Origin of the sequence: Escherichia sp. MR, from assembly GCF_005280595.1 — a bacterium.
GTDB classification, from domain to species: domain Bacteria; phylum Pseudomonadota; class Gammaproteobacteria; order Enterobacterales; family Enterobacteriaceae; genus Escherichia; species Escherichia ruysiae.
The window spans coordinates 42,073-58,185 of the sequence record NZ_SZVK01000021.1 but is presented as its reverse complement, the minus strand read 5'-3'; the positions used below and the strand labels follow the sequence as shown (position 1 = coordinate 58,185).

Annotated in this window: 15 protein-coding genes, 2 tRNA genes and 1 pseudogene; 10 read left to right on the top strand and 8 right to left on the bottom strand. The window is 49.5% G+C overall.

The features are described 5' to 3' along the window. Position 1 precedes the first annotated feature (1 nt). The 6 genes and pseudogenes from FC814_RS23490 (at position 2) to ydhT (ending at position 4,826) form a co-directional block, all read left to right on the top strand. Positions 2-58, top strand: a complete 57-nt coding sequence (locus FC814_RS23490; RefSeq protein WP_003032489.1) for an IS1 family transposase — start codon at positions 2-4, stop codon at positions 56-58. Between the two features lie 17 nt (positions 59-75). After that, positions 76-1,833 (top strand): annotated as a pseudogene (locus tag FC814_RS11550) (aldehyde ferredoxin oxidoreductase); the annotation flags it as partial. 12 nt (positions 1,834-1,845) lie between these two features. After that, positions 1,846-2,496: a YdhW family putative oxidoreductase system protein gene (locus FC814_RS11545; RefSeq protein WP_137325961.1), complete on the top strand. Its 651-nt coding sequence runs from the start codon at positions 1,846-1,848 to the stop codon at positions 2,494-2,496. Positions 2,497-2,559: 63 nt separating this feature from the next. Continuing rightward, the gene (locus tag FC814_RS11540; RefSeq protein ID WP_050545344.1) at positions 2,560-3,228 is read left to right on the top strand and encodes a 4Fe-4S dicluster domain-containing protein; all 669 of its coding nucleotides are present in this window, start codon (positions 2,560-2,562) and stop codon (positions 3,226-3,228) included. After that, entirely contained in the window at positions 3,225-4,010 is a 786-nt protein-coding gene (gene phsC / locus FC814_RS11535) for a thiosulfate reductase cytochrome B subunit (RefSeq protein WP_032225270.1), read from the top strand. The genes FC814_RS11540 and phsC overlap by 4 nt, the downstream gene beginning before the upstream one ends. A gap of 3 nt (positions 4,011-4,013) precedes the next feature. Continuing rightward, positions 4,014-4,826, top strand: a complete 813-nt coding sequence (gene ydhT / locus FC814_RS11530; RefSeq protein WP_137325960.1) for a protein YdhT — start codon at positions 4,014-4,016, stop codon at positions 4,824-4,826. Positions 4,827-4,837: 11 nt separating this feature from the next. Here the strand turns inward: ydhT and FC814_RS11525 are convergent, their stop codons facing one another. The 4 genes from FC814_RS11525 to FC814_RS11510 all read right to left on the bottom strand — a co-directional run bounded on the left by FC814_RS11525 (position 4,838) and on the right by FC814_RS11510 (position 7,137). Next, complete coding sequence (locus FC814_RS11525) at positions 4,838-6,442, bottom strand: FAD-NAD(P)-binding protein (RefSeq protein ID WP_137325959.1); 1,605 nt, start codon at positions 6,440-6,442, stop codon at positions 4,838-4,840. Positions 6,443-6,567: 125 nt separating this feature from the next. Continuing rightward, complete coding sequence (locus FC814_RS11520) at positions 6,568-6,873, bottom strand: monooxygenase (protein WP_137325958.1); 306 nt, start codon at positions 6,871-6,873, stop codon at positions 6,568-6,570. A gap of 106 nt (positions 6,874-6,979) precedes the next feature. After that, positions 6,980-7,056: transfer RNA gene (locus tag FC814_RS11515), tRNA-Val, on the bottom strand. Positions 7,057-7,060: 4 nt separating this feature from the next. Next, positions 7,061-7,137: transfer RNA gene (locus FC814_RS11510), tRNA-Val, on the bottom strand. 307 nt (positions 7,138-7,444) lie between these two features. Here FC814_RS11510 and FC814_RS11505 point away from each other — a divergent pair. Then, complete coding sequence (locus FC814_RS11505) at positions 7,445-8,701, top strand: AIDA repeat-containing protein (protein WP_137325957.1); 1,257 nt, start codon at positions 7,445-7,447, stop codon at positions 8,699-8,701. 38 nt (positions 8,702-8,739) lie between these two features. Here FC814_RS11505 and mdtK read toward each other — a convergent pair whose 3' ends face one another. Further along, on the bottom strand, positions 8,740-10,113 hold the full coding sequence (gene mdtK / locus FC814_RS11500; protein WP_137325956.1) for a multidrug efflux MATE transporter MdtK: 1,374 nt from the start codon (positions 10,111-10,113) through the stop codon (positions 8,740-8,742). 215 nt (positions 10,114-10,328) lie between these two features. On the opposite strand from mdtK, the gene FC814_RS11495 reads away from it, so the two are divergent. Next, positions 10,329-10,955 (top strand): riboflavin synthase, encoded by a 627-nt coding sequence (locus FC814_RS11495; RefSeq protein WP_000493959.1) that lies wholly within the window; start codon positions 10,329-10,331, stop codon positions 10,953-10,955. A gap of 48 nt (positions 10,956-11,003) precedes the next feature. Here FC814_RS11495 and cfa read toward each other — a convergent pair whose 3' ends face one another. Then, on the bottom strand, positions 11,004-12,152 hold the full coding sequence (gene cfa, locus FC814_RS11490) for a cyclopropane fatty acyl phospholipid synthase (protein WP_000098889.1): 1,149 nt from the start codon (positions 12,150-12,152) through the stop codon (positions 11,004-11,006). A gap of 289 nt (positions 12,153-12,441) precedes the next feature. Then, positions 12,442-13,653 (bottom strand): purine nucleoside transporter PunC, encoded by a 1,212-nt coding sequence (gene punC / locus FC814_RS11485; protein ID WP_001182342.1) that lies wholly within the window; start codon positions 13,651-13,653, stop codon positions 12,442-12,444. A 112-nt stretch (positions 13,654-13,765) separates the two neighbouring features. Between punC and punR the strand changes: the two genes are divergently transcribed. Then, complete coding sequence (gene punR / locus FC814_RS11480; protein ID WP_137325955.1) at positions 13,766-14,698, top strand: DNA-binding transcriptional activator PunR; 933 nt, start codon at positions 13,766-13,768, stop codon at positions 14,696-14,698. On the opposite strand, the gene purR is transcribed toward punR, so the two are convergent. Next, a complete protein-coding gene (purR, locus tag FC814_RS11475; protein ID WP_000190978.1) occupies positions 14,695-15,720 on the bottom strand; it encodes an HTH-type transcriptional repressor PurR in 1,026 nt (341 codons plus the stop codon). The genes punR and purR overlap by 4 nt on opposite strands. A 297-nt stretch (positions 15,721-16,017) precedes the next feature. Here purR and cydH point away from each other — a divergent pair, with 297 nt between their 5' ends. After that, positions 16,018-16,107 (top strand): cytochrome bd-I accessory subunit CydH, encoded by a 90-nt coding sequence (gene cydH, locus FC814_RS11470; RefSeq protein ID WP_000102278.1) that lies wholly within the window; start codon positions 16,018-16,020, stop codon positions 16,105-16,107. Positions 16,108-16,113 lie beyond the last annotated feature (6 nt).

The following is a 16,113-nucleotide window of genomic DNA, read 5'->3' as shown; positions in this document are numbered from 1 at the left end:
GGTGGAGCTGCATGACAAAGTCATCGGGCATTATCTGAACATAAAACACTATCAATAAGTTAGAGTCATTACCGGAAAGCGAAATCACCGGTTTGGCTGAATATTAAAGATGACAAAGTTACCCTTGAAAAAGCAGATTTCCTATGGGGTAAAGGGACGCGAGCCACGACGGAAGAAATTTGTCGTTTGACCAGCCCGGAAACCTGTGTGGCAGCTATTGGTCAGGCTGGTGAAAACCTTGTGCCGCTCTCTGGCATGTTGAATAGCCGTAATCACAGTGGTGGCGCGGGAACTGGCGCAATAATGGGGTCGAAAAACCTCAAGGCGATTGCAGTTGAAGGGACTAAGGGGGTCAACATTGCCGATCGTCAGGAAATGAAACGTCTCAATGACTACATGATGACCGAACTTATCGGGGCTAATAACAACCATGTGGTGCCAAGTACACCGCAATCGTGGGCGGAGTACTCCGATCCCAAGTCTCGCTGGACGGCGCGTAAAGGTTTGTTCTGGGGAGCGGCGGAAGGCGGCCCGATTGAAACAGGAGAGATCCCGCCGGGAAATCAGAACACGGTCGGTTTTCGCACCTATAAATCCGTTTTTGACTTAGGTCCGGCGGCAGAGAAATACACGGTAAAAATGAGCGGCTGCCACTCTTGCCCAATTCGTTGTATGACCCAGATGAACATTCCTCGGGTCAAAGAGTTCGGCGTGCCCAGCACCGGCGGTAACACTTGTGTAGCAAACTTTGTCCATACCACCATCTTCCCGAACGGGCCGAAAGATTTTGAAGATAAAGACGATGGTCGTGTCATTGGTAATCTGGTTGGTCTGAATCTGTTTGATGACTATGGTCTGTGGTGTAACTACGGGCAGCTACATCGAGATTTTTCGTATTGCTACAGCAAAGGCGTGTTCAAACGCGTTCTGCCTGCTGAAGAGTATGCGGAAATTCGCTGGGATCAGCTGGAAGCGGGTGACGTTAACTTCATCAAAGATTTTTACTACCGTCTGGCGCATCGCGTGGGTGAGTTGAGCCACCTGGCTGATGGCTCATATGCCATTGCGGAACGCTGGAATTTGGGCGAAGAGTATTGGGGTTACGCGAAAAATAAACTCTGGTCACCATTTGGCTATCCGGTTCACCATGCTAATGAAGCCTCGGCGCAAGTTGGTTCCATTGTTAACTGCATGTTCAACCGCGATTGCATGACGCACACCCACATTAACTTTATTGGTTCCGGTCTGCCGTTGAAATTGCAGCGTGAAGTGGCGAAAGAGCTTTTTGGCTCTGAAGATGCTTACGACGAAACCAAAAACTACACGCCGATCAATGACGCAAAAATTAAATATGCCAAATGGTCACTGTTGCGGGTCTGTTTGCATAACGCCGTCACCCTGTGCAACTGGGTCTGGCCAATGACCGTTTCGCCGCTGAAGAGCCGTAATTACCGTGGTGACCTTGCTTTAGAAGCCAAATTCTTCAAAGCGATCACCGGTGAAGAGATGACCCAGGAAAAATTAGATTTAGCCGCTGAACGTATCTTTACACTGCATCGTGCTTACACGGTAAAACTGATGCAAACCAAAGATATGCGTAATGAGCACGATCTTATTTGCTCCTGGGTATTCGACAAGGATCCGCAGATCCCGGTCTTTACCGAAGGAACTGACAAAATGGATCGCGACGATATGTACGCGTCTCTCACGATGTTCTACAAGGAAATGGGCTGGGATCCACAACTCGGTTGTCCGACACGTGAAACGTTGCAGCGTCTGGGGTTGGAAGATATTGCCACCGATCTGGCTGCACACAATCTGCTTCCGGCGTAAGGAATAGGTGAGATGAGCCATCAGGATGAGCTGCCGCTACCCGGCGTCAGCGAAGTTGATGAGGTGAAGCGTCAATGGTTGCAGGGGATGCGTCACACCGGTGATACGGTCAGTGAAGACATCGCAGAACCAGAACCTACAGACGTCCTGGCAGAGTTTATCCGCCAGCATTCGGTAGCGGGTCAACTGGTGGCGCGCGGCGTATTTCTCTCGCCACCCTATTCGGTTGCTGAAGAGGATCTGTCTGTTTTGCTGGAAGGCATAAAACAGAACGGAGACTACGCGGATATCGCCTGTATCACGGGAACTCACGATGATTACTATTACTCAACGCAGGCCATGAGCGAAAACTACGCGGCGATGTCTTTGCAAGTTGTGGAGCAGGACATTTGTCGCGCCATTGCTCATGTCGTTCGTTTTGAGTGCCAGACGTATCCGCGACCCTACAAAGTCGCCATGCTGAGGCAAGCGCCATATTACTTCCAGGACGCGCAGATTGAAGCCGCGATAGCCGCGATGGATGTTGCCCCTGAATATGCCGATATACGCCAGGTTGAGTCATCGACAGCGGTGCTGTACCTGTTTAGTGAGCGGTATATGAGCTATGGCAAGGCTTATGGCTTATGCGAATGGTTCGAGGTAGAGCAGTTTCAGAATCCCTGAAATTTCAGGGAAATGTCATGGACAGGGTGGACAGTTGCAGCCACTGCATTAGGGGATAATCAGATGTCCTTCACTCGACGCAAATTTGTTCTGGGGATGGGAACAGTAATCTTTTTTACTGGTTCTGCGTCTTCGCTGTTAGCGAACACCAGGCAAGAAAAGGAAGTTCGGTATGCCATGATTCACGATGAGTCACGGTGCAATGGTTGTAATATTTGCGCCCGTGCATGTCGCAAGACCAATTACGTTCCTGCTCAGGGAAGCCGTTTATCGATAGCACACATTCCTGTCACCGATAACGACAACGAAACGCTGTATCACTTTTTTCGCCAGTCATGCCAGCACTGCGAAGATGCTCCTTGTATTGACGTTTGCCCAACAGGGGCGTCGTGGCGTGATGAGCAGGGGATCGTGCGGGTAGAAAAATCGCAGTGCATCGGCTGCAGTTATTGCATTGGCGCTTGTCCGTACCAGGTTCGTTACCTTAACCCTGTGACTAAAGTAGCGGATAAATGTGATTTCTGCGCCGAGTCCCGGCTGGCAAAAGGGTTTCCGCCCATTTGCGTCAGCGCCTGCCCGGAACACGCATTGATCTTTGGCCGCGAAGATAGCCCAGAAATTCAGGCGTGGTTACAGGAAAATAAATACTATCAATATCAGCTACCTGGTGCCGGGAAACCGCATTTGTATCGCCGGTTCGGTCAACATTTGATTAAGAAGGAAAATGTATGAACCCGTCGCAAAATGCTGAACAGTTTCAGAGCCAGTTGGCGAACTATGTACCACAGTTCACCCCTGAATTTTGGCCGGTGTGGCTGGTCATTGCCGGGCTATTGCTGGTTGGGATGTGGTTAGTCCTGGGCCTGCACGCTTTGCTTCGTGCTCGTGGTGTGAAGAAATCAGCCACCGATCATGGCGAGAAGGTTTATCTTTACAGCAAGGCGGTCAGATTATGGCACTGGTCGAACGCATTACTCTTCGTATTGTTGCTGGGAAGTGGGCTAATTAATCACTTTGCGCTGGTGGGCGCAGCTGCGGTCAAAAGTCTGGCTGCTGTGCATGAAGTTTGTGGATTCTTGTTATTGGTATGCTGGCTTGGCTTTGTTCTGATTAATGCCGTTGGGGGTAATGGTCACCACTATCGCATTCGTCGTCAAGGGTGGCTGGGGCGAGCGGCGAAACAAACGCGATTTTATCTGTCTGGCATTATGCAGGGGGAAGCGCACCCTTTTCCAGCGACAATGCAGTCTAAATTTAATCCCTTACAGCAGGTAGCCTATGTCGGGGTGATGTATGGATTACTGCCGTTGTTACTGGTGACGGGGCTGTTGTGTCTCTATCCGCAAGTCGTGGGCGATGCGTTTCCTGGCGTAAGATACTGGTTATTACAAGCGCATTTTGCTCTGGCATTTATTAGCCTCTTTTTCATCTTCGGTCATCTCTATCTTTGCACTACGGGGCGTACTCCGCACGAAACCTTTAAATGTATGATCGATGGCTATCACCGACATTAACGTATGATCATTACGCGAGAGAACCTGCGAGAGTGGCGTGTAGGAGCGGTCATATACCGCTGGTTTTTGCGCCATTTTCCGCAGGACGGCAGCTATGCCGATGTTCACCATGCGCTGATCGACGAAGGGTATACGGATTGGGCAGATAGTCTGGTTGAGTATGCATGGAACAAATGGCTGACAGACGAAAACTTTGCCCGCCAGGAAGTTTCTTCTATGCAAAAACTGGTCACAGAACCAGAGGAACCAACATTTTGCCGCCAGTTCTCCAGTGCCGAGGATAACGCACGCGTCGGGTGTTGCGACGATAACGCCAGAATAGTTACAGCAGGTTATGCGGCGCAAATTGCCAGCACGGGCTACAGCGTACGGATGGCTAGTGTGGGTTTTAACAGCCATATTGGCAGCTCAGGCGAGCGTGCCCGCGTGGCAGTGGTGGGTAACTCGACTCGAATCAGCAGTGCCGGAGATGGTAGCCGTATTGCGAATGCCGGGATGCGAGTACGCGTCTGTACTCCAGGTGAAAGGTGTCATGTCGCCAGTAATGGCGATCTGGTACAAATTGCCAGCTTTGGCGCAAACGCGAAAATTGCTAACAGCGGTGATAATGTTCACATCATTGCCAGCGGTGCTAACTCAACAGTAGTCAGTACGGGCGTGGTTGACTCGATTGTCCTCGGGCCTGGTGGCAGCGCCGCACTGGCATATCATGATGGCGAAAGAGTGCGCTTCGCCGTCGCCATTGAAGGTGAAAACAATATCCGTGCCGGAGTCCGCTATCGTCTCAATGCACAGTATCAGTTTGTTGAGTGCTGATAGCTTTATCTTTAATCAACCGAAAGACGCCGACGTGCACGGGATGCAGGTTTTACAATGGCCTGCGCCATAGCCTCGCCAATTTCTGCACAAGCCGTAAGTCCCTGGACGAAAGGCCGGTTGTGCATCAGCCAGGGTAAAGCACCGAACGCCACGCGACCACGAACTTCTTCAGGTTGCTGTAGCGTATAATCTTCACCAACATCAGGGATTTCCTCGCCTGTTTTCTGCAATTGTTCGCGTAGCCCAGGGAAAGGAATATCTTTCACTTTGAGTGGACGTTGGCCTCGGGCATCAATAAAAACATCAAACGAGTAGCTGTTATCCGCTGTTTTCAGAATTGTGCGCGTTTCGTTGTTTTCCATCTCGTAGTCCTCACCGAGGGCGAGAATATGAATGATCCCCGCTTCGCGTAAGGCCAGTAATCGTCTTATAGATTCTGAAGGGATTGCCGCATAATTATCGATAAAGACTCTGGCAAGACCTTTACTGAATCGCTTATGGTCGTGTTCATTCAGATGCGGCACAATTTCCTGTACAGCTTCATGCAAACGCAGAATGACATAACGCCAGGGGACGGTATGTTTTTGCCGTTTATGTTGCTCGACTTCGGCTAAGTTTTCTTCCGCCCAGCCAAAAGGGTCATGCAGTTTACGCTCGGCAAACCAGGTTTGCGCAAAGGTATCGACATTGAGGCGCTCTAACGCTATGCGTTGGCTCCAGTCTGGATCGGCAGAATTAATTTCTTGCTGTATCAATTTGAATACCCGATCCAACAGGCCTTCTGCACCTTTTTCTATTTCTGTATTTAAGGCCTGTTCTGTGACGATGCGTAACGGTTCGTAGGGGATGGGGCAATAGAAATCGGCTTCCGGTAAAATGCCCGTGCGCGACATCAACGTAATGTGCAGATTTTCACTGTTGCTATCACGTTGAAAGATAACTCGTTGTTTATCTTCTTCAATAAACGAACCATGCTGAATAGCCACTGCCATTGCCGCATCCAGTCCGCTCAAGGATGTTCCCATAATGCCCACGTTACAGGCATCGATCTTTGCTTCCATCAGACCCGACCACGGGCTGGGAAAATACGTTCGGGTTGCTTCTTCTTCATCAGGCCAGACGTGACCGGTGGCTATTACCGCTAAATCAAACGTCTCTGTGGGTAAATCCTGATTTGTAGCGAGCATGACGCCAGCGTCTGTAATTTGCAGATCGGTAACCTGGCATGATTCATAAACAGCCACTTCAAATTTTTGCTGTCGCGCCTGATCTACTAATCGTAAAAATCGATCGCGGAAATATTCTCCCAGCAAAATACGCGGTAAAAACTGACGATCGTGCAAGGTTTCTTTTTTAACGCCGTAACGGTGTAGATGGCTGGCATCTTGCTTTTGTAGCCATTCGAGATACGTACAATAAATCGGCGGTATTTCAATGCTGGCAATATTTGCCAGCATTAATTTAGAGTTTTCTTCGTCGTTGTACGGCATTCCGACACCGGCCTCGTCAGCCTGTTCGAAGATGGAAATAGAAAGCGGCGTTGGTTGCTGTAAAAGCGAGAAGAGAGTGTAGATCCCTGTTGGCCCGGCACCCATAATGGCAATTTTTTTCATTGTTACTTACCTGAATGTATTCTTTTGAATTTAGTGCTATCAGATAAGTTTGGTTGATATTTTTAGAATTTGGGAAATTTCAGACAGAGATGAAAAGGGCGCTAACCGCCCTTCATGGAGACTTGTCAGGCGAGTTTTGCTTGATTGATTTGACTCAGTGGCTCATTGACATCGAAAACTTTGGCGATAACTTCTGCAACGCCGAGGTTCTTCAGACGGGCAGTATGTTTATCCAGATAGGCAAGGGCGCTTTTTTCATCAGTGAAAAGGTAGATCCCACCGGCTTCGCGGTTCTTTTCACTTTCCGTCCACACTTTCCACAGAAAACCTGGTTCCTGATTAATCGACTCGGCAAGCGGTTTAAGGTGCTCAGCCATTGCGTCGCCAAATGGGCCATTAAAAGCAAAATGAAGTTGTAACAAAGTTGCCATAGCGATTCTCCTTCTGATAATGCATACGAAGACAGTGTAAATCTTTTAACGTATTGGATACAGAGAAGAAACAGAGGGAAAAGGGAGAAGACCAGATTAAGAAATCTGGTGCGTCCGAGTGGACTCGAACCACCGACCCCCACCATGTCAAGGTGGTGCTCTAACCAACTGAGCTACGGACGCAGGATGGTGCGTTCAATTGGACTCGAACCAACGACCCCCACCATGTCAAGGTGGTGCTCTAACCAACTGAGCTATGAACGCAACGTTGTAGGTGACAACGGGGACGAATATTAGCGGCAGAGTGGGAAGGTGGCAAGAGGCAAAACGTAATTTTCTGCGGTATTTCGACCGTTTGCAGAGCTTTTAAGCAAATTGGCTATATTTTGTTGATTTGCAAGGGCGATTTTTATTCAGGATCGCATTTACATCTGACACAACCCACTATCTCGCGCATCAGGATATAAACCGAGTCGTTTGCCAGCAAATCAATTCTGTCGTGGATAAATCCTCCGTAGCCTTTACACTTAGGTAGCGATAAGGGCACACAGATGCAGCAAAGGAATAAATCATGGGATCTGATGCAAAAAACTTGATGAGCGATGGGAAAGTGCAAATTGTTAAGACCGGCGAGGTCATTGGCGCGACTCAACTTACTGACGGTGAGTTGCTCGTTGAGACAGGCGGAAGAGCAGAAAACACCGTAGTGACAGATGCGGGTTGGCTGAAAGTGGAAACGGGTGGGATCGCCAAAGGCACACAATATGGCAACAATGGCACGCTATCGGTCAGTGACGGTGCAATTGCCACAGACATTGTTCAATCTGACGGTGGAGCAATTAGCCTCTCAACGCTCACTACTGTTAATGGTCGCCATCCCGAAGGTGAATTTAGCGTTGATAAGGGCTATGCCTGCGGTTTGTTGCTGGAGAATGGCGGAAATTTGCGCGTACTGGAAGGTCATCGGGCAGAAAAAATTATTCTCGATCAGGCTGGTGGTTTATTGGTCAACGGGACGGCTTCATCAGCAATAGTGGATGATGGCGGTGAATTGTTGGTGTATCCGGGGGGGGAAGCCGGCAATTGTGAGATTAATCAGGGCGGTGTCTTTATGCTGGCGGGGAAAGCCAGTGATACGTTGCTTGCTGGTGGCACCATGAATAATCTCGGTGGTGAAGACGATAATACCATTGTTGAAAATGGAGCCATTTACCGTCTGGGGACGGATGGCCTTCAGCTTTATAGTTCCGGTAAGACGCACAACCTGGCCGTTAATGCTGGTGGTCGGGCTGAAGTGCATGCTGGTACGCTGGAAAACGCGGTCATACAAGGTGGGACGGTGATCCTGATGTCACCCACCAGCGCGGACGAAAATTTTGTTGTAGAAGAAGATCGAGCACCGGTTGAACTGACCGGGAGTGTTGCCGTTCTGGATGGTGCTTCAATGATTATTGGCTATGGTGCAGATCTGCAACAATCAACGGTTACGGTACAGCAGGGTGGCGTGTTGATTCTCGATGGCAGCACGGTAAAAGGTGACAACGTCACTTTAAATGTTGGCAACGTCAATCTCGATGGCGGAAAAGTGTGGCTGATCACTTCTGCGGCAACACATGTGCAACTGAAAGTGAAACGCCTGCACGGAGAGGGAACGATTTGCCTGCAAACCAGCGCGAAAGAAATTTCACCTGACTTCATCAATGTGAAAGGGGAAGTTAGTGGCAATATCCTCGTTGAGATAACGGATGCCAGTCGGCAACCAATTTGCAGTGCGCTTAAACTGCAACCTGACGAAGACAGGATTGGCGCAACGCTCCAGCCCGAATAAAAACGAAGGCGCAATCTGTGAAGGTTGCGCCTTGTTTTTTAGCGAGCTGCGCGTTGCAGAATGATGGCTGATGGCAGACGTTGCAGGAAACGCATACGCAGCATCATCATAATAGCGGCAGAAGTCAGGCCAATAATAAAGCCGATCCAGAAACCTGCTGGCCCCATTGGCTCAACCACCAGATCGGTCAGCGCCAGAATGTAGCCGCTCGGCAAGCCTAATACCCAATACGCCGTAAAGGTAATATAAAAAATCGACCGCGTATCTTTATAACCACGCAAAATCCCACTGCCGATAACCTGTATGGAATCAGAAATCTGATACACCGCCGCCAGCAACATTAAATGTGCCGCCAGCGTTACGACCTCAGGATTATCGTTATACAGCAGGGCAATCTGTTCCCGTAGTGAAACCGTGAAAATTGCGGTCAGAGTCGCCATACAAACGCCAACCATAAGCCCTGTTCTCGCGGCTGTTTGTGCATCCAGCGTTGAACCCTGACCCAGACGATAACCAACACGGATGGTTACCGCTGCGGCCAGCGACATTGGAAGCACGAACATCAGTGAACTAAAGTTCAGTGCAATCTGGTGGCCTGCCACATCGATAATACCGAGTGGGGATACCAACAGCGCCACTACAGCAAACAGTGTCACTTCAAAGAACAACGCCAGCGAGATAGGTAGACCAAGCTGCACCAGTCGTTTCAATGCGGCGGAATCGGGTTTCGCGGTGCCTTTTTCGTTGCGGATATCGCGCATGGAACGGGCATGTTTAATATAAGAAACCATGGCGAGGAACATCACCCAATACACAGCCGCCGTCGCTACACCACAACCGACGCCACCGAGTTCAGGCATTCCGAAATGACCATAAATAAAGATATAGTTAACCGGAATGTTCACCAGCAGGCCAATAAAACCCATCACCATCCCTGGTTTGGTTTTTGCCAGACCTTCACACTGGTTACGCGCGACCTGGAAGAACAGATAGCCCGGAGCACCCCACAGCAGTGCACGTAGGTAACCTACCGCTTTATCGGCGAGCGCCGGATCGATATTTTGCATGGAGCGGATGATATAACCCGCATTCCACAGAACCACCATAATGAGCACCGAGACAAAGCCGGCTAGCCAGAAACCTTGTCGTACCTGATGCGCTATGCGTTCACGGCGACCAGAACCATTCAATTGCGCGATCACTGGCGTCAACGCAAGCAGCAGTCCGTGACCGAAAAGAATAGCCGGGAGCCAGATAGATGTACCAATGGCGACCGCCGCCATGTCGGTGGCGCTATAGCCGCCCGCCATGACAGTATCGACAAAACCCATCGCTGTTTGGGCGATTTGCGCGAGAATCACCGGGATTGCTAATGCTAATAACAGACGCGCTTCACTGATATACTTCTGCACGTGAACACCTTTTATATTGTTGTTATATGAGAGACTAAAAAGCCGCCTGAATGGGCAGCAAAAAGAAGAAGCAGGGGAAATTCAGTCTATTGTAGCGAGGATTTATTAATTCTCCAGTGAAAAAATAACCATTCAGCCCCCTTTACTGGTAAGGGTGTTTCCCACCTGCTATTGTGCTGAACAGAATGCCTTAACTGATTTCAGGAGTTGTAAGTATGTTTACGGGGATAGTGCAGGGCACTGCAAAACTGGTGTCGATTGACGAGAAACCAAATTTTCGTACTCATGTGGTTGAGTTACCTGACTATATGCTGGATGGTCTGGAGACCGGTGCGTCTGTGGCACACAACGGTTGTTGCCTGACCGTGACGGAAATCAACGGTAACCATATCAGTTTTGATCTGATGAAAGAGACGTTACGCATTACTAATCTTGGCGATTTACAGGTTGGGGATTGGGTAAACGTAGAGCGTGCGGCTAAATTCAGTGATGAAATTGGCGGGCATTTAATGTCGGGTCATATTATGACCACCGCTGAAGTAGCGAAAATATTAACCTCTGAAAATAATCGCCAGATCTGGTTTAAAGTGCAGGATAGTCAGTTGATGAAATATATCCTGTACAAAGGATTTATCGGAATCGACGGTATTAGCCTGACCGTCGGCGAAGTAACGTCAACACGTTTCTGCGTGCATTTAATTCCAGAAACGCTGGAACGTACCACCCTCGGTAAGAAAAAACTCGGTGCACGCGTCAATATTGAAATCGATCCACAAACTCAGGCAGTGGTAGATACGGTAGAACGTGTGCTGGCGATGCGGGAAAAGGCGTTGAATCAATAACGGACTGAAATATGATATCGCCCCCAAACGGGGGCGATAGAATAACATTTAGCGTGCAACCCGAAGACCGTTTTCGACTCCTCGAGAGAACACCACTTGCCAGAGTTGAATATCACGGGCGCGGAAAGCACCAGCGCAAGCATTCAGATAATAGGTAAACATCCGTTTAAAGCGTTCACTGTAATTATCCGCAATTTCCGGCCAGGCGGCGAGGAATCGTTCATACCAGGCCATCAGCGTGGTATCGTAATCGGCACCAAAGTTATGCCAGTCTTCCATTACAAAGTGTGGTTCGCTGGATTGAGCGATCTGGCGCACAGAGGGCAGGCAACCGTTCGGGAAAATATATTTATTAATCCACGGATCAACATTCAGATCGGTTTTTTTCGAGCCGATAGTATGTAACAGGAAAATACCTTCCGGTTTCAGATTGCGATCTACCACCTCAAAATAGGTGTTGTAATTTTTCGGCCCGACGTGTTCGAACATTCCCACTGAAACAATGCGGTCAAATTGATCGTTCAGGTCACGGTAATCTTGCAGCAATATGGTGACATCCAGACCTTCGCAGCGATCCTGAGCCATTTTCTGCTGTTCAGCAGAAATGGTGACACCCACCACACTTACGTCATAGTTAGACGCCATGTAGTGCGCCAGTCCGCCCCACCCGCAGCCAATATCCAGTACGCGCATCCCTGGTTTCAACTGCAATTTTTCACAGATCATTTTAAGCTTCGCTTGTTGGGCAGATTCCAGATTATCGGCATCTTTCCAGTAAGCGCAGGAATACTGCATGAAGGGATCAAGCATACGGCTGAACAGGTCATTACCCAGATCGTAATGCTCTTTGCCGACTATCCAGGCACGTTTTTTACTCTGCAAATTGAAGAGACGAGCGCCTGCTATGCGCAGAGTGTCTTTGAAATGATGGGGGAGTTGGTTTTCGAGACCTGCGCGTAAGACTTTGCTAAAAAACATATCCAGTCGGTCACATTCCCACCAGCCATCCATATAACTTTCGCCTAACCCCAACGATCCTTCCTGCAGAACGCGTTTAAAAAAATCGGGGTTTTTAACACGAATATCCGCCGGGGCAGAACCGTTGATGGCTATACCGGCGCGGCTAAGTAATTCGTTGGCGATTCTGTACCAGTTGTCATCCGGTACGCTGACTTCTTCTATACACGATGAACTCATAGTTTCTCCATCACTGGTCGGTGATCAGAACCTTAAAACAGCGTAGACGCTTTTTGGGCTTTGTGAGAAATCTCGCAGAAAATCCGCGAGTCTATAATCCGACGTAGAACAGAGGGAAAGGAGGAACCCTTGCCGAAATGACCATCCATAGCAATCCGGGAACGCTCCTGTCCCCGTAAAAACATAATATTTATCGTAATCTTAACAACTGGAAATTAGTATAGGCCGCTAATTTCAATCATACAACAAAATTTTGTTAGCAGCCTAAGTATAAAGATGTCGATATAGATCAATGTGATTCGCTATGAGCGACTTCGGCATTGCCATGATTCTGGCAACCAGGTTCTTCACAACGTTGCATCATGTAACCCAGAGAAGCCAGTACCACGGTCGATAACATCACGCAGGTGGTGGTGAGCAGTGGTGTGCTAACGCTGATGAGCCAGGAAACCACAAGGCTTGCGAGGAAGCACAGTCCCAGTTGCAGTGTGTTCTGCAATGCTGCAGCGCGGCCGGTCGCATGTGGGAAGGGGCGCAGCGCCTGGGCGACAACAATCGGGTAGATTGCGCCGTTAGCAATAGCCATCACACAGAATGGGATCAGGATTTCGACCAGCGAAACATGGCTAATGAAGCCAGCAGCCCAGGTCGCCACGACACTGACAGCAAACAGCGCCAGCAGCCACGGTAATAATTGTTTGCCTTGCCATTTTTGCAATGCTGCGCGACAGCCATAACCACCAATCAGAAACGCGATGGTTTGTGGTACATAACTTAAACCAATGACTGCCGGGCTGTAGCCCATCTCGCTAAGGATGAACGGTGAACCGGTCAGCCAGGCAAAGAAACTGGCTGAACAGGCCGCATAAATCAGCACGTTGCCGCGATAGGTTTTTGAACGCAGCAGATCGGTAAAGGTCAGTCCATCCTGACTATCGTTACGTGCTTTAGTCGTGGGTTTAAGCCAGAAAATGGGCAGAATCAGTACCACTGTAATGGCAAACAAGGTGGCGAAAATCGCCTGCCAGGAAAAATGAACCAGCAGCCAGCTACCTAAAAGAGGAGCAAGGGCAGGAGAGAGTCCCACTAATGGCATGATAGTGGCGAAAATACGATTCACTTTTTGTGAAGGATAGTAATCCGTCACCAACGCCTGCCAGATAACTGCGGCGGCACAGACACCAACCGCTTGCACAAACCGTAATACCAGCAGAGTGATGGCGTTATCCACCCATAACATCCCCAGACTACCTAACGCAAAAATTGTCAGGCCGATTAATAACACCGGTTTACGACCATAACGGTCGGAGAGCGGCCCCCACAGAAGTTGGGCTGCGGCAAAACCGGCAAGGAACAGACTAAGGCTGGCACTGACAGCAGATGCAGGCGTTTGCAAATCGGCCTGAATGGCGGCGAAAGCGGGCAGATACATATCGGTTGCCAGAAAACCGAGTACGCTCAAACCCGCCAGCCAGACTAAAAATCTTTTCCCAGGTTGCATGTATATTCTCTAAATTTCTCAATTAAACACCGTCGCAAAGTGTAGGGAGTGAAATTCCTGTTGTGAAACGGTAATATTTGATGACTGGTTTCAAAAATTTTGCAGGCAAACTATGTGGTCTGAGTATTCTCTCGAAGTGGTTGATGCGGTAGCGCGTAATGGCAGTTTTAGTGCTGCGGCTCAGGAGTTACATCGCGTTCCTTCAGCGGTCAGCTATACCGTGCGTCAGCTGGAAGAGTGGCTGGCGGTGCCGCTTTTTGAACGGCGTCATCGTGATGTGGAACTGACCGCTGCCGGGGCGTGGTTTCTCAAAGAAGGGCGCTCTGTTGTCAAAAAAATGCAGATCACTCGCCAGCAATGTCAGCAGATTGCGAACGGCTGGCGCGGTCAGTTAGCCATTGCGGTGGATAATATCGTCAGGCCAGAACGTACACGGCAGATGATCGTTGATTTCTATCGTCATTTTGATGACGTTGAACTTCTGGTATTTCAGGAAGTATTCAACGGTGTCTGGGATGCGCTTTCCGACGGGCGCGTGGAACTGGCGATTGGCGCGACACGAGCGATTCCGGTGGGCGGTCGTTACGCCTTCCGTGATATGGGGATGTTGAGCTGGAGTTGTGTTGTTGCCCGTCATCATCCGCTTGCGTCAATGAATGGGCCATTCAGCGATGATACGTTGCGCAACTGGCCATCGCTGGTGCGCGAAGACACCTCGCGGACGCTACCAAAACGTATTACCTGGCTGCTGGATAACCAAAAGCGCCTTGTTGTACCGGACTGGGAATCATCGGCAACGTGTATTTCGGCTGGGTTATGCATCGGTATGGTGCCGACACATTTCGCCAAACCGTGGCTTAATGAGGGGAAGTGGGTAGCACTAGAACTGGAAAATCCATTCCCTGATTCAGCATGTTGTCTGACCTGGCAGCAGAATGATATGTCGCCTGCTTTAACCTGGTTGCTTGAGTATCTCGGCGATAGTGAGACGCTGAATAAGGAGTGGCTGCGGAAGCCGGAAGAGACTCCCGCAACGGGTGATTAACGACGATAGTCGCGGAACGGGCCATCAGCCACGGAGCGACGTTCAATCAACCGTGGATGAACTTCAATTGACTGCGGTTCTTCGCGTTTGTTGACGATACGATCCAACAGCATATTGAACGCCGTTTCACCCAGCGAATCTTTTGGCTGATGGATAGTGGTCAGTGCCGGGGTAAAGTAGCGAGCATTGCGCACGTTATCATAACCGATCAGCGAAACATCCTGCGGGACGCGCAGCCCCATTTCATCAGCGGCACAGAGCGCGCCCATCGCCATAATATCGCCGCCACAGAAGACAGCGGTAGGTCTGTGCGGTTGCGACAGGATTTGCTGCATGGCGCGATAACCTGATTCAGGCTCAAAGTCACCTTGCACAATCCAGTTTTCCGGCACTTTGATCATGGCTTCTTCCATCGCTTTCATAAAGCCCGCCAAACGACCTGCACCGGTGTTACGCTCCAGAGGACCAGGAATAACGCCAATTTCGCGGTGACCGCGTTCAATCAGATAGCGCCCGGCCATGTAACCGCCTTCAAAAGCGTTATCGATAACCGCATCGGTAAAGTCTGCTTTTGCTTCACCCCAGTCCATCACCACCATCGGGATATGGCGATACTCTTCCAGCATCGCCAGCAACGGTTCCGGATACTCCGAACACATCACCAGCAGGCCATCGACGCGTTTTTGCGCCATCATCGACAGATAAGCCCGCTGTTTCTCAAGATTGTTCCACGCATTGCCCAGAATCAGCGTGTAGCCTTTCTGGAAGCAATTTTTTTCTACCGCTTCAATGATCTCGGCGAAATAGGCCGCTTCGCTGCTGGTCGCCAGCAAACCGATAGACTTGGTGTGGTTTACCTTCAGGCTACGCGCCACCGCGCTAGGGGAGTAGTGTAATTCTTTGATCGCTGCCCACACAGCATTGCGCGTTTCTTCAGCGACGAAACGTGTTTTGTTGATTACGTGTGACACAGTTGTAGTGGAAACGTTTGCTCGTTTCGCTACATCTTTTATTGTTGCCATTCCATTTCACTCCAGACCCTAACTTCAGCTCCTGCAAAATCGCAAGGTAAACGTTTGCCTTTACACACCTTACGCACAACAAAAGTGTTGCGGTACGCCGGGAAAATGACACAGAGCGTCAGGAAGGGGTCAATGGCCAGTACGCAAATAGTGTAAGCGTGGAATTTTGGCCGATCTTGATGAAAAGGGGAAGTAGTAAAAACACTTATCATTATAAATGGCGGGAGATTTTTTCATCACAGTATGTAAAAATGCGTAATATCACTTTTTGTGGGGTAATAAAAAGGAGAAAACTTGATGAGCACCGACCTTAAATTTTCACTGGTAACAACCATTATCGTTCTTGGTTTGATCGTGGCCGTGGGTTTGACTGCCGCGTTACACTGATTTCCC

Excerpts from the sequence above, each read along its gene's own strand:
- ydhT (WP_137325960.1), top strand. The coding sequence starts at position 4,014 with ATGATCATTACGCGAGAGAACCTGCGAGAGTGGCGTGTAGGAGCGGTC.
- FC814_RS11520 (WP_137325958.1), bottom strand. The coding sequence starts at position 6,873 with ATGGCAACTTTGTTACAACTTCATTTTGCTTTTAATGGCCCATTTGGC.
- FC814_RS11545 (WP_137325961.1), top strand. The coding sequence starts at position 1,846 with ATGAGCCATCAGGATGAGCTGCCGCTACCCGGCGTCAGCGAAGTTGAT.
- punC (WP_001182342.1), bottom strand. The coding sequence starts at position 13,653 with ATGCAACCTGGGAAAAGATTTTTAGTCTGGCTGGCGGGTTTGAGCGTA.
- FC814_RS11525 (WP_137325959.1), bottom strand. The coding sequence starts at position 6,442 with ATGAAAAAAATTGCCATTATGGGTGCCGGGCCAACAGGGATCTACACT.
- cydH (WP_000102278.1), top strand. The coding sequence starts at position 16,018 with ATGAGCACCGACCTTAAATTTTCACTGGTAACAACCATTATCGTTCTT.
- phsC (WP_032225270.1), top strand. The coding sequence starts at position 3,225 with ATGAACCCGTCGCAAAATGCTGAACAGTTTCAGAGCCAGTTGGCGAAC.
- FC814_RS11495 (WP_000493959.1), top strand. The coding sequence starts at position 10,329 with ATGTTTACGGGGATAGTGCAGGGCACTGCAAAACTGGTGTCGATTGAC.
- FC814_RS11505 (WP_137325957.1), top strand. The coding sequence starts at position 7,445 with ATGGGATCTGATGCAAAAAACTTGATGAGCGATGGGAAAGTGCAAATT.
- purR (WP_000190978.1), bottom strand. The coding sequence starts at position 15,720 with ATGGCAACAATAAAAGATGTAGCGAAACGAGCAAACGTTTCCACTACA.
- punR (WP_137325955.1), top strand. The coding sequence starts at position 13,766 with ATGTGGTCTGAGTATTCTCTCGAAGTGGTTGATGCGGTAGCGCGTAAT.
- FC814_RS11540 (WP_050545344.1), top strand. The coding sequence starts at position 2,560 with ATGTCCTTCACTCGACGCAAATTTGTTCTGGGGATGGGAACAGTAATC.
- cfa (WP_000098889.1), bottom strand. The coding sequence starts at position 12,152 with ATGAGTTCATCGTGTATAGAAGAAGTCAGCGTACCGGATGACAACTGG.